This is a genomic window from Halobacillus sp. A1, from assembly GCF_024189295.1.
Classification (GTDB): Bacteria; Bacillota; Bacilli; order Bacillales; family Halobacillaceae; genus Halobacillus_A.
Window position 1 is genome coordinate 80,723 of record NZ_JAIZEN010000007.1, and the last position, 13,538, is coordinate 94,260.

A 13,538-nucleotide genomic window follows, 5' to 3' on the forward strand; every position below is an offset into this window, starting at 1 on the left:
AATGAGGGAGGAGATTTATGTGGGGAAATTACAAAGTATTCGTCATGACAAGACGCAGATTGATTTAGTCCGAATGCGTCAATATCGTTTGGGAAGAGTTCGAGAACAGCTGAAAGAGTTAGGATACGGCGGCATAGTCATTTTCGATCCGGTGAATTTGCGATATGCGACTGGTAGTCGGAATATGCAAGTGTTTATGCTGAGAAATCCGGGGCGTTACGTCTTCATCCCGACGGAAGGTCCGATTACTTTATTCGATTTTCCAAACTGTGAGCACTTATCCGAAGGACTTGAAACAATAGATGAAGTTAGACCGGCAACCACTTTATCGTACGTGGCTTCAGGTGGAAACCTGCAAGATAACGCGAAGCAGTGGGCTGAAGAAATAACGGATTTGTTGAAGCAGCATGCAGGTGCTAACAATAAGCTCGCTGTCGATTATATACCATCAGTTGGAGCCATAGAATTGGCAAAACTCGGGGTAGAGGTTATGGATGGACAAGAGCCGATTGAACATGCACGAAGCATTAAAAATAAACAAGAAATCGAAGCGATGAAAATTTCTGTGCGTACGGCAGAGGAAGGCATGATTCGGATGCAGCAGGCCCTAAAGCCTGGCATTACAGAGAATGAGATGTGGTCCCATTTACACCAAACGAATATTGCTCAGGGCGGCGATTATATTGAAACGAGGCTGCTTAATTCTGGTGACCGCACGAATCCATGGTTTCAAGAGTGCAGTGATAAAGTCATTAACGACGGAGAATTAGTAGCATTTGATACGGATATGAACGGTCCGTTCGGGTACTTTACGGATATCAGCCGCACCTTTTACTGCGGGGAAGGTGAACCAACTGACGAACAGAAGCGGCTGTATCAAACAGCTTATGAACAAATCCAGACTAACATCGAGCTGTTGAAGCCTGGGATGACTTTCCGTGAATATGCAGAGAAAAGCTGGCGCATCCCTGAAGAATTTTTCCCGAACCGCTATTTCACTGTGGCACATGGCACGGGACTAAGCGGGGAATACCCTTATATTGTTTATCCTCAGGATTTTGAAGAAAAAGGGTACGATGGAGTCATAAGAGAGAATATGGTTTTATCCGTAGAAAGCTACATTGGATCGCCGGGAGGAAAGGAAGGGGTCAAGCTTGAAGAGCAGCTGCTCGTTACAGAAAACGGAGTAGAGAACTTTTCTGACTTCCCTTTTGAATCTAAGCTTCTTGGCAAGTGATCATCAATTGAAGGATAGGGTCTGTTTTTATAAATGTGCAGTTGAGGAACTACCTTGGCCGCACATTTTTTGTTTTCCCACACTTCCGTATAAAACTCGGCTTCTCTCTCTATAATGATTAATAGTCTATGAATTATAAAAGGAGAGGAAGTCTATGAAAAGGTTCGTACTAACCGCCCTGCCGATCATTTACATGGCCCTTATATGGATTCAATCCAGCTATCCTATTGAAGAAATTAAAAGTTTCCTGGGGATATTTCCATGACAGCAGGTGCTTTATTTGAACTATTGCATTTCGTTGAATTTGCGATATTGTATGTGCTGATTATTGGTGCTCTAGCAGCAAATCATAGATTGTCTGTGGTGACGAGCTATATAGCGGCTGGAGCGGCGATGCTTTACGGAGTAGGTGATGAGATTCATCAATTTTATGTTCCGGGAAGGTCGTTTACGGTCATCGATCTAGTTAAAAATGGGACGGGCATTCTTGCAGCGCTAGGAGTCGTTCATTTTCTCTATTTTAATAAAGTCTCTGTTAAATATAAGTAATATTCATATAAGCGCTCCCTAATCTTAAACGCTCAGTTTCGAGCTATAGTGGGAGTGTGGGGCTGCAGGAAACGATTCGCTTTCCGTGGGGCGGGCGCTGAGCCTCCTCGAGCTTCGCTCTGTGGGGTCTCACCTGTCCCGCTGCTCCCACAGGAGTCTCACCGTTTCCTTCCGCCCCTCTGCCTAATAAGTACCTCGAAACCTACGCAAAACAAAAAATCATATGCAACTACGCCTGATTCTTAATACGGCAACGGACCTCACCCCAGTTGCCTCGAAGACGAGTATGCAACAATCCTGCCATTTCGTGATCAACGATTAATATAGCATAAAAAAATGCGGAGTCTGTGAACCGATAGGCATAAAAAACTCCTCCTGCTCAAAAAGACAGGAGGAGTTTTAGCTTTTAGTCTATTAATCTAAACATTTTGCTTTGTACGTCTTTACTGCTTCCCCCGACACACACTTCAAAATCACCTGCATCACTCGTATGCTTTAGATCGGCATGATAATAGCGCAGCTGCTGTTCGTCGATCGTAAACTGGACTTGCTTCACCTCTCCCGGCTGAAGGTGAATTTTTTGAAAGTCTTTTAATTCCTTCAATGGGCGGACCACTTTTCCTACAAGGTCTCTTATATAAAGCTGAACAATTTCTTCTCCGGCGACGCCACTCGTATTTTTAACCTCTACACTCACCGTCAAGCTTTCCTCTTTCGTTATCTCCTCAGCAGAAAGTTCAGGCTCACTGTAATGATAGGTGCTGTAACTTAAGCCGTAACCGAACGGATAAAGCGCTTCGTTAGGGCTGTCCAAGTATTGAGAGACGTAGCGGATCTGCGCGTCAGGTGCGCCTTTAGGACGTCCGGTATTGTAGTTGTTGTAATAAACAGGTACTTGTCCCACGGAATGAGGGAAGGACATCGATAGTTTGGCTGATGGATTGACTTTTCCATATAAAATATCAGCGATGGCATGGCCGCCTTCTGTTCCTGGATACCACGCCTCGATGACGGCATCGGCGTGTTCAATCACTTCTGTTAGGTCGAGCGGTCGTCCATTGAATAACACAGCGATGACTGGTTTACCAAGAGCTTTCACTTGCTTAAGCAAATCTAGTTGTACTTCTGGCAGGCGGATGTCTGTGCGGGATCCTGCTTCGCCGCTCATATCTGAGTGTTCACCGAGTGCGACGATGACGGTTTCCGCTTTCTCAGCTGCTTCAAGAGCTTTTTGCATTTGTTCTGTTGTCCCTGTTTCAATGGAGGTACCTTCTGCGATAAGTAATTCGTCTCCTTGTACGTAGTTCTTCATCCCTGTTTCCAGTGTAATCGTGTCTTCAGGCGACCCGGCCCATGACCACGGTCCGAGAATATCTGTACTGATTGCGAAAGGTCCGATGAGAGCGGTTTTACCTTTGGAACTTAGAGGCAAAAGCTCTTCGTTTTTTAGGAGAACGATCGATTTAGATGCGAGTTCGCGAGCTGCGTTACGATGCTCGGACGATAGAATGAATTCTTTTTCCGCTTCCTCGTCTGCCTCACGGTATGGATTTTCAAACAGACCGAGCTTCTTCTTCAGTGTAAGGATGCGTAATACGGCTTCATCAACTAATGCTTCTGTCAACTTCCCCTCTTCAATCAGCTCGCTTACATGGTTCACATAACAAGAGGTCATCATCTCAATGTCGACCCCAGCAGTAAGCGCCTGTTCTGCAGCTTCTTTTTCATTCGCTGCCACGCCGTGAGGGAGCAATTCTTTTACAGCGCCCCAATCAGAAATCAACACACCGTCAAATCCCCATTCGTTTCGCAGCAAATCGCGCATTAACGGTTTATTTCCGGTGGAAGGAACGCCATTTAAAATATTGAACGCAGTCATCACCATTTCGCACCCTTCATCTAATGCGGCTTTATAGGCGGGTAAGTAAGATTCGCGCAGCATCCACTCAGACATATCGACCGTATTATAATCTCTTCCACCTTCAGGAGCCCCATACGCAGCAAAGTGTTTCACGCACGCTGCCACTTTATAGCGATCTTCTTCTAAGTTTCCTTGAAACCCTCGGACAAATGAGCGGGCAAACGAACTGTTTAGAAAAGGATCTTCTCCTGTAGATTCCATCACCCGGCCCCACCTGGGATCTCTCGACAAGTCGACCATCGGCGCAAATGAAACGTGCACACCGGAAACCGCCGCTTCTTTAGCTGCGATCGCGGCACTTTGCTCAGCCAATTCAGTATCCCACGAGCAGCCTATCGCCAACGGAACTGGAAAAATGGTTTTGAATCCGTGAACGATATCAGACATGAACAATAAAGGAATATTCAATCGGTTGCTTTCTAAATGCATCTTTTGTATATGTTTAACTTCAGCAGCCCCAGAAGCCCCGAGCACTGATCCAGTGTGCTTAATATCTTCATCATCAATCCCCATATCTTCCATCGGACCTGTGATCTGGCCGCGGTCGGAAGCGCCTTCAAAAAAAGGAGTAGCTAATTGGACGAGCTGTCCAACTTTTTCCTGAAGTGTCATTTGATCAAGTAAATTCGTTAATTGGTGGTCGGTCATGTATAATCCTCCTAGCGAAATATTCGAAACGTTTCAATTTAGCTTTATGGATAGAAGTATAAGGCTGTTATACTGTTTAGTCAATGAAAAATAGCTTTATAAACATGGTTTTTTGACAAAATTAAAAGTTTTTTGAAAAATATGTTGAAAGCGCATTCACTTTTAAGTACAATGAATTTATCGAAACGTTTCAACAAATTAAAATATAAAGGGGTGCACGTAATGAAATCGAAGATAATTGCTTTGTTCGCGGTAGTCTTACTATCTATTACTTTAGCAGCTTGTTCTAATGGAGATTCTTCATCTGAAGGTGGCGATGACACGGTCACTGTATGGGCGATGGGAGAAGAAGGTAAAATGCTTAAAGAATTCAGTGAAGGATTTGAAGAGGATCACCCAGAGCTGACAGTAAATGTTCAAGCGATTCCGTGGGATACCGCTCATGATAAGCTGTTGACTGCTGTCGCCTCAGGAAATGGACCGGATGTCGTGCAGTTAGGGACTACGTGGATACCTGAGTTTGCTGAAGCAGGGGCATTAATGGACCTTTCTGAATACGAAGAGGACTATCCGTCATTTGCGAAAGAGAACTATTTTGAAGGGTCAGCCTCCACCATGGAATATGACGACCAATTAGTAGGAATTCCCTGGTATGTAGATACACGCGTTATGTATTACCGTACAGATTTATTAGAAGAAGCGGGCTATGAAGAAGCGCCGCAAACGTGGGACGAGCTTAAAGAAGCTGCTCAGACATTATCTGACCGCGGAGAAGATTCTTACGGTTTGGACATTGATCGTAATGACCAGATTACACCGTTCATTTTTGCCTGGCAGAATGGATATGAATCGAATGTTGAGGAAAATGAACTGAACTTCGATACACCGGAATTCAAAGAAGCGATTGAATACTATACAAGTTATTTCGATGAAGGACTGAGCCAGAAACAGGAAGGTGTCGATATCGTCCAGGCGTTTAAAGAAGGAACGAAACCGATGTTCTTCAGCGGTCCGTGGATGATTAATATCATTAACGATCAAGCACCGGATATTGAAGGGGATTGGGCGACGGCTGTGATGCCGACCGAAGAAACGAATACGTCCAGCATGGGTGGAGCCAATTTATCAGTCTTTAAAGATGCTGAAAACGTAGACGGCGCGTTAGAGTATATCTCTTATATGACCGAAGTCGATACGCAAATGGAGTGGTTGGAGACTTCAAATACGCTTCCTTCTCTTATGGAAGCCTGGGAAGAGGAAGTTATGACTGAGGACCCGATGTACGCAACCTTTGGCGAGCAGCTTGAAAATGCTAAACCTGGTTTGCAGACAGAAGAATTCGAGCGTATCGCTCAAGAACTGCTGAGTGCAATTGAACGAGTTGTGGAAGGCGATGCTGATTTGGATGCGGAACTTGAAGAGTTCAATGAAACCGCCAATGAACTTCTGGAAGAATAATTGCAAAAGGTGGAGTGAATATAATCGTGCATTCACTCCATCTTTCCTTTTATAAATAGTCAAACTATAAGTTGGATGGAGATAGGTGGGTATTCATGAGCAATTTTAATAAAATGATAAAAAACAGACACCCTTATATGTTCATAGCTCCAGCCGTCCTTTTGCTGACCGTCTTCAGTCTTATTCCTATCCTGATCGCTTTCGTCATCAGCTTCACAGATTTGAATTTGAAAGGACTGGCAGACTGGTCATCGATTACGTTCATCGGAGTTGAGAATTACAAGGATTTGTTTTCAGATAATACGTTCATTAAATCAGTATTTAACACAGCATTTTATGTAGTAATTGGTGTTCCACTTGTCATCTTTTTTTCATTATCAATCGCTTTAATGCTGAATTATGGGACGAGTAAACTTTTCACGGTGTTCAGGGCCGTGTATTACATGCCTTCCATTACGAATATTATTGCGGTGGCTGTAATCTGGGGATACTTATATAACACAGAGTATGGTTTGTTCAACTACTTGCTTTCTCTGCTGACTGTAGATAATATTCCCTGGCTGGAAGAACCAACAATTGCCAAATTGTCTTTGATTCTGCTGGCTGTCTGGAAAGGAATCGGCATTAATATGATCATTTTCCTGGCGGCACTTCAAGGAATCCCGCGGTCCTATTATGAAGCGGCTGAAATGGATGGAGCCAATCGTCTACAGGTACTGTTCAACGTCACACTTCCTCTGTTAAGGTACGCAACATTCTTTGTGACGATTACGACGTTGATCGGCTGGATGCAATTCTTCGAGGAACCGTTCGTCATGACAGATGGAGGACCTTTGGACGGGACGATTTCAATTGCATTATTCATTTATAAAGAAGGGTTCCAGTTCAGTGAATTCGGGTATGCCGCAGCAGGGTCGTTTATCCTGTTCGCCATGATTATTATCGTCACGATGATTCAATTCAAACTGAGAAAATCAGACACCGAATATTAAGGAAGGAGGGCACACGATGGCAATTAAGAAGAAAAGTAAGGCAGGAAATTACCTTGTGATCACTTTAATGCTTCTTGGAGGGATAGCCGTATCCATTCCTTTTATTTGGATGATATCGAGCTCTTTTAAACCGGAGAGTGAAGTACTGGCCATTCCGCCGACGATTTTTCCGGAAAATCCGACACTTGATAATTATATTAATTTATTTACGAATATGAACTTTACCGTATACTTGCGGAATACGTTGATCATCGTCTTCTTCTCGTTCATCGGTCTGTTGTTTAACGCGATGGCAGGCTATGGTTTTGCCAAATATGAGTTCAAAGGCAGAGAGAAAGTCTTTTACCTTGTATTGGCGACGATGATGATACCAGGTCAGGTAACGATGATTCCGGTATATTTGCTGCTCAATGAAATGGGACTGACCAATACGATGACCGGGATCATCCTGCCAGGACTCGCTGTCGCCTTCAGTATTTTCTTATTCAGGCAATTCATGACTACAATTCCTAATGATTTGATTGAAGCAGCTCGGCTTGATGGAGCAGGAGAATTCTATATATTCTTTAGATTAGTTATGCCGATTGCGAAACCGATATTTGCCGTCCAGGGTATTTTAACGTTCATTGCCGGCTGGAACAGCTTCCTGTGGCCATTGATCATCGCGAATGATGAAAGTCTCTATACGTTATCTGTCGGACTTTCCTTGCTCCAGGGTCAATATGCCAACAACTTCGCTTTGCAGATGGCGGGTGCTGCCTTCATGGTTGTGCCGATTATCATCATTTTTTCTTTTTTCCAAAAGTACATTGTCGAAGGCTTTACCATGTCAGGGATCAAATGATTTAGTACAATAGAAGTTAGTATTCAATAAGAGAGGAGGGCAGGAATGACGACAATCAAAGATGTGGCAAAAAGAGCTGGAGTAGCAGTATCGACAGCTTCCTACGCCTTGAACGGAATTAACAAAGTCAGTGCAGCGACAGTGGAAAAAGTGACTAAAGCAGCGGCAGAACTCAACTATAAAAAGAGCGGCTTCGCTTCTGATTTGAAAAGGTCAAAAACGAACACAATCGCTCTCATTTTAAGCGATTTATCTGGTCCTTATTTCTCAGAATTAATCAAAGGCGTCCAGGAAGTCACCGCTTCAAACGGCTTTGATTTGATCGCCTGCAGTTCTGTCGGCGGTGATAAATCCACTGCTTCAAAGTTTTTAAAAGAGAAAAGGGTCGATGGAGCCATCGTTCTTGCCCACAATATTAGTACAGATTTAATCAACTCATCCGCAAGAAAAGACTTTCCCATCATCGTGCTCGACCGGGATGCAGATAATCCGAATGTCGTCCACGTAGAAGTTGATAACAGGAAAGGAGCGTATGAAGCTACAGAATATATGATTCAAAAAGGACACAGCTCCATTGCCTACGTCAGCGGACCGATGAATTCTCATGATAATGAAGAAAGATTTCAAGGATATTTGAGCGCACTGGAACATAACAACCTTTCTTACCAATCACGCTGGAAAATCAGCGGAGATTTCACACGAGAAGGCGGCTATCGTGCCACCAAAATGCTTTTGGCTCAGCAGAATATGCCTGAAGCTGTCTTTTACGCCAACGACGAAATGGCTATCGGAGGACTGCAGGCTTTTTCAGAGAAGAAGGTACGGGTACCTGAAGACATTTCGATGGTAGGCTTTGACGATATTCAATTGTCTGCATACGTACAGCCGCCGCTAACTACGGTAAGACAGCCAAAATATGAAGCGGGCGCCCTGGCTGTTCATCTTATTTTTCAAATGTTAGACGGAGAAGATGTAGATCGTACGTATAATCTGGGCACGGAGTTTGTTGAGAGGCTGTCAGTTAAATAAGTTATGTTCTTTCGTTACTTGGCGGGCTAGGAAACGAATCTGAATCCTGGAGCACCTTTCTCTTTTCACAGGAACGTAACTGTGCTGTTATAAACTTAATAGATGACGTGAGGTGATTGCATAAATAATTGCGGTCACTTTTTTTTATTTATTCGATGACCTATCGAAATGATTGGTCATCGGATGGACCGGGAACACTTCCAATGGCACCATTTAAATCCTACGTAATGGAGGACGATTATAATGACAAAATATACAGTTGTCACAGGAGCAAGTTCGGGTATCGGATATGAAACAGCATTAGCTTTTGCTTCACGAGGCAAAAACTTGATCATTACAGCAAGAAGAGAAGAAAAACTGTCAGAGTTGAAAACAGAAATCCAACAGCACAATGAGGGTGTCGATGTCATCATCAAAGTGGCTGACTTAGCTGAAACGGAAAACGCCTACAGCTTTTATGAAGACTTGAAAGACTATGACATAGAAACGTGGATCAATAACGCCGGGTTCGGAAATTTCGATCCTGTCAGCGACCACGACTTGTCAAAAATAACAAAAATGCTTCGCTTGAATAACGAAACACTTACAATTCTATCGTCTCTGTATGTCCGTGATTATGAAAATAAGGAAGGCACCCAATTAATCAACGTGTCCTCTGGCGGAGGGTACACGATTGTCCGGGATGCCGTCACGTATTGCGCGACGAAATTTTTCGTAAGCGCCTTTACTGAAGGACTTGATCAGGAACTGACCGGCAAAGGATCCTCTATGCGAGCAAAAGTTTTAGCTCCAGCTGCGACAGAAACTGAATTTCTTAACCGTTCAATGGACAATGATGACATTCAATACAAAGGGAACATCCCTAAATACCATACAGCGAAAGAAATGGCGCAATTCATGCTGGAGCTGTATGATAGTCAAAAAACGGTAGGGATAGTTAATGGTGAATCGTATGACTTTGAGTTGAGGGATCCGATTTACCCTTATGCTTCACTTTCATCTGAAGGTAAGTGATGTAATGGAGGGTGAAGCCTTTGGGGTTCTTTCTTTTGTAAAAAGTTATTTTCATAAAGTATAAAAGGGGCCAAGTGGCTGATAGTATTACATTCAACGTAAATCAGTTATGTACATTGCCAGGCGTATAGATTTATGAATAGCATCAAGCCATAAAGATTAAAGATAGCCTAATAGATTGAAAGCCCAGGACTCTCTTTTAAAGAAAGGGAGCTTGGGCATTTTTAATGAATCAACTCATATTTCTTCAAGAATGATTCTAGTCGCTTTCAATAAATCGTCTAATGACCACGAAGGCAATGAAGGCCTTGATACTGCCAGATCGTGATGGGCGGGCATGTGGATGAAACCTGAGGGGATTTCGAGTTTATGAAGTTTTATAAAGTGTGCAGCCTGATACATCACTTGATTGCATACATACGTGCCGGCTGTATTTGATATCGAAGTGGGAATAGAGTGATGCTGCAGGGATTGGGTTATTTTTCTGATAGGCAGTGTTGAGAAATATGCATCGGGTCCCTCTGCGATGATCTTCTTGTCTGTATATTGATTTCCTTCATTATCCTGATCGCCATCCATACAGTTGATGGCTATTCTCTCCGGAGTAATTCGATTTCTACCTGCTGCTAACCCGAGCAAAACTACGGCATCAGGATTATATTCGTTCAGATAATCAGTCAGTACTGTACCTGCTTGTTGAAAATCAACGGGGAGAACTTTACCGATGATTGTCTTTCCATCGACAGTTTCTCTGTTTATGGTTTTAACTATATGTTCGGTTGGGTTTGAATCCATCTCTGAAAATGGTTCAAATCCTGTGAGTAGAATGTTCATGAAAAATTTCACTCCTGAAGCTGTTTATTTTAATCGAATTTCTCAAGCTGTCCAGTTTATTAAAGAATATCAAATACCGTCTCATCAGCAAAGTGAGGGCGAGACAGTTACTCCTCGTACATAACCTGCAATAAAGAGGCGTATACATAGCGTATTGAGTCCAATATTTAATAAAAAGGATGGTTTAATGAAGTGTCCTATATGTGAAAACACACAGACGTCAGGAACATTCTGCGGACAATGCGGAGCTGAATTGCGAGAGGATACGTCCACCAATCCAGCGAGCAATTCACCCGCTATCACACCTGATTTACAGGCCCCTGCTGCTTCTACTTCTAATTCTGAGTGGATGAATAAGGTGGAGGATTTTTGGAATTATTCTCAAAGTTTGCTAAAGCAGCCTTTAGAAGCCTTTAGATCAACAGAATCAGCGTTCACTCAAGGAATCATAACCCTGCTTCTTTATATGATAACTTTTACTCTAAGCTTATACTTTTTGGCGAGTTCTTTGATGAAGCAGTTAAACACTTTCTGGATGGAAACAGAGCCTCTGCCTTTCTTTGAAGTCAGTTCGAAGCTGTTTCTTTTCACATTTATTGGCATAATCATAAGTATACTGTCTCTTGTTATAGTCGCAAATGCTATGAAGCTTGATTTGAGCATTAAAGCAATAATCGCCCAGTATGGAGCGATAACTACGCCATTTTTGGCATTGAATGTACTGACGTTATTATTTTCTTTAAGCGGAACCGTTTCGGTCACTTTACTTCTGTTAGGGATTTCTTGTTTTTATGTATTACTTATGGTGCCCGTCCTGATCATTTATCATCATGGGATTACAGGTGAGAGTGGAGCTCCTGTATTTTATTGGAGTGTCGGCACAAGCATTCTCATCCTTTTGTTGTCTTACTTGTTCTGGAAATGGATACTGATCGAAAGGCTTGGTGAACTTGGGCCGCTCTTGGGTATCTTTTAATAAAAATGCACTGTTAAATTTCCTTGTTAATATTCATTTTAAGCTCCCTTTAGTGGAAGACTCAGGTTCGAGATGTTTGGACTGTTTCCGTTATGTTTAACAGAAGTAAGAGATCCGGGAAATCACTCCCTTTCCGTGGGAGCGCAGTGAGCCTCCTCGAGCTTCGCTCTCCGGGGTCTCACCAAGCACTCTTTTCCCACAGGAGTCTCGCGATTTCCCGGAGCTCTTTACGATGATTAGCAGCACGGAAACGCCTTTGATATAACATTATAATCTACGAACCGAGAAGAGCCTCTCTCCTTAACTAATAAATCTAAACGCTGAAGGTTATTACCACCCATGTCCAAGTTGTTTACGGCACCGCCTTAGCATGAAAATACGAACATTAATGTCAAATACTGATGGTGCGTAAAAAAGGTCTCTCGTTAAATAACTTGAGGTAGAACACAATATCTTCATTTCACAGGAATCGGGAAGAAGCTCTTTTTTTATGTGAGGGTTCGTTTCTCCCCTTCATCGAATGGGGTTATTGGGAAGCTTTAGAGACTCCTACCTTTTAAAAGCGGAAGCGCTTCGTTCAGTGGCGTATGGACTGGACTGAGCTGTCGGAGATAAAGGAAACACGAAGAACGGAGTGATTCGATGTTGACTTATCGTACAGAAGTGAAGGAAGTCTCAGTAGCCGCTAAGCGCTGGAGCTAGATAGCCCCCATAAGGTTTATAAACGGATTCACGGCCTGGACTACTATAATTGTAAAAGGTGGGAGAAGGATGTAGGCGAGATCCCACAGGGCTGCAAGCCCGAGGAAGCTTGCCACTTCCCCCACAGGAAAGCGAGTAGCTTCCCAACCACACCAGACTCTTATTACAGCCACGAACCCTGGCTATCTCGAAACTGAGTCTTAAAGTATCCTGCCCAACAGTTGAATAAATTTTTATACTGAACTAATAATTTTATTAAGCTGATCACCCTTGAAATGGCTCGCATACTTAATGCAGGACAAGTCTAATGAACTCGTAATATTGGAAGGGGTGAATTGGAAAATTTTTATATAAAGTGTTATTATAAGTACTATAGGCATGCTCTTCTTTTGTAAAATGTGAAGAAATGCTTATAGCCGTAAATTGAATATCTACTTGGAAATATAGAGTCAGCTCATAAAAGTGAGCTTTCAGACAGGCAATGGAACGGGACGCTTTCGGGTAATGAGGGGCGTCTTTTTTCATGCTTTTAAATAAGGTAATCGTCGCTTGGTAAGGTCTCGTTTAAAGTGAGGAGGCATTGTATGAAGCAAATATATGCATTTGAGACAAAAGAAGAGTACGGAAGGTATCAAGAGGTGATTGAAAGATTCAATAAAAAATTGGAAAACTACCAGCGACTGTTGGAAGACAATTATCCATTAACTACTTTGCCAAAAGGAGTAGTGTGGACATCCGAAGAATTAGCTACCACGCTGTTTTCCGACTTTCCTATACCCGCTTATACAGATGGAGATGTAATTTACATTTCCCCGGATTTAGAAGCTTGGAGAAAACTGTTGATTAGACAAGTTGATGCTTATGATATCCCAGAAATTAAAGAGTTTTATGAAAATTGTTCAGAGGACTATCTATTTACGATATTGGCACATGAATTGACTCATTATTCTGGTGCGTTCAGTAAAGAAGATAATAATTGGTTCGAAGAAGGAATGTGCGACTATTTATCAAGAAAACTTGTTTTAGAGGAAAGAGAGTTTAAGGAGATCACGAATATTGAGCTCGTACTCGTTGAAGTTCATAAGGAACGATATGGAGGTCACTCTTTAGAGGATTTCGGCAGACCTTCTGATCAAGGGACAATCTTAATCAATCGGATGTTCGATTTTTGGCGCAGTTATCTTGCCGTGGAATTTTTGGTTGAAGTGAGGGCAAGTAACGACGTGGAAATGATTCTGAATGAATACAAGAATTGGGATCGTGAAGGCAGGGTCATTCCGTTGACTGAGCATTTTGAAATGGAAGATTTCTTTAATTAACGGCATGTTTGTTTT

Annotated in this window: 12 protein-coding genes; 10 read left to right on the forward strand and 2 right to left on the reverse strand. The window is 42.7% G+C overall.

All coding sequences use genetic code 11. The annotated features are described in order from the left end of the window. Positions 1-19: 19 nt before the first annotated feature. Positions 20-1,237, forward strand: a complete 1,218-nt coding sequence (locus LF817_RS09635; protein ID WP_253935595.1) for a M24 family metallopeptidase — start codon at positions 20-22, stop codon at positions 1,235-1,237. Positions 1,238-1,498: 261 nt separating this feature from the next. Continuing rightward, on the forward strand, positions 1,499-1,786 hold the full coding sequence (locus LF817_RS09640) for a VanZ family protein (RefSeq protein WP_253935596.1): 288 nt from the start codon (positions 1,499-1,501) through the stop codon (positions 1,784-1,786). Positions 1,787-2,192: 406 nt separating this feature from the next. Here the strand turns inward: LF817_RS09640 and LF817_RS09645 are convergent, their stop codons facing one another. Beyond that, positions 2,193-4,355, reverse strand: a complete 2,163-nt coding sequence (locus tag LF817_RS09645) for a glycoside hydrolase family 3 N-terminal domain-containing protein (protein ID WP_253935597.1) — start codon at positions 4,353-4,355, stop codon at positions 2,193-2,195. Between the two features lie 222 nt (positions 4,356-4,577). Here LF817_RS09645 and LF817_RS09650 point away from each other — a divergent pair, with 222 nt between their 5' ends. The 5 genes from LF817_RS09650 (at position 4,578) to LF817_RS09670 (ending at position 9,692) form a co-directional block, all read left to right on the forward strand. Next, positions 4,578-5,813, forward strand: a complete 1,236-nt coding sequence (locus tag LF817_RS09650) for a sugar ABC transporter substrate-binding protein (RefSeq protein ID WP_253935598.1) — start codon at positions 4,578-4,580, stop codon at positions 5,811-5,813. 95 nt (positions 5,814-5,908) lie between these two features. Further along, positions 5,909-6,805 carry a carbohydrate ABC transporter permease gene (locus tag LF817_RS09655; RefSeq protein WP_253935599.1) on the forward strand — a complete coding sequence of 299 codons (897 nt, stop codon included), beginning with the start codon at positions 5,909-5,911 and terminating at the stop codon, positions 6,803-6,805. A gap of 16 nt (positions 6,806-6,821) precedes the next feature. Further along, on the forward strand, positions 6,822-7,649 hold the full coding sequence (locus LF817_RS09660; RefSeq protein WP_253935600.1) for a carbohydrate ABC transporter permease: 828 nt from the start codon (positions 6,822-6,824) through the stop codon (positions 7,647-7,649). Between the two features lie 45 nt (positions 7,650-7,694). Next, positions 7,695-8,678, forward strand: coding sequence for a LacI family DNA-binding transcriptional regulator (locus LF817_RS09665; protein WP_253935601.1), 984 nt, complete (start codon positions 7,695-7,697; stop codon positions 8,676-8,678). A gap of 243 nt (positions 8,679-8,921) precedes the next feature. Then, positions 8,922-9,692 (forward strand): SDR family NAD(P)-dependent oxidoreductase, encoded by a 771-nt coding sequence (locus LF817_RS09670; RefSeq protein ID WP_253935602.1) that lies wholly within the window; start codon positions 8,922-8,924, stop codon positions 9,690-9,692. Positions 9,693-9,929: 237 nt separating this feature from the next. On the opposite strand, the gene LF817_RS09675 is transcribed toward LF817_RS09670, so the two are convergent. After that, a complete protein-coding gene (locus LF817_RS09675; RefSeq protein ID WP_253935603.1) occupies positions 9,930-10,526 on the reverse strand; it encodes a pyroglutamyl-peptidase I in 597 nt (198 codons plus the stop codon). Between LF817_RS09675 and LF817_RS20220 the strand changes: the two genes are divergently transcribed. The 3 genes from LF817_RS20220 (at position 10,525) to LF817_RS09685 (ending at position 13,523) form a co-directional block, all read left to right on the forward strand. Further along, on the forward strand, positions 10,525-10,650 hold the full coding sequence (locus LF817_RS20220; protein WP_256558263.1) for a hypothetical protein: 126 nt from the start codon (positions 10,525-10,527) through the stop codon (positions 10,648-10,650). The two genes, LF817_RS09675 and LF817_RS20220, sit on opposite strands and share 2 nt — an antisense overlap. Before the next feature lie 63 nt (positions 10,651-10,713). Then, on the forward strand, positions 10,714-11,502 hold the full coding sequence (locus LF817_RS09680) for a hypothetical protein (RefSeq protein WP_253935604.1): 789 nt from the start codon (positions 10,714-10,716) through the stop codon (positions 11,500-11,502). Positions 11,503-12,788: 1,286 nt separating this feature from the next. Continuing rightward, positions 12,789-13,523 (forward strand): hypothetical protein, encoded by a 735-nt coding sequence (locus LF817_RS09685; protein WP_253935605.1) that lies wholly within the window; start codon positions 12,789-12,791, stop codon positions 13,521-13,523. Positions 13,524-13,538 lie beyond the last annotated feature (15 nt).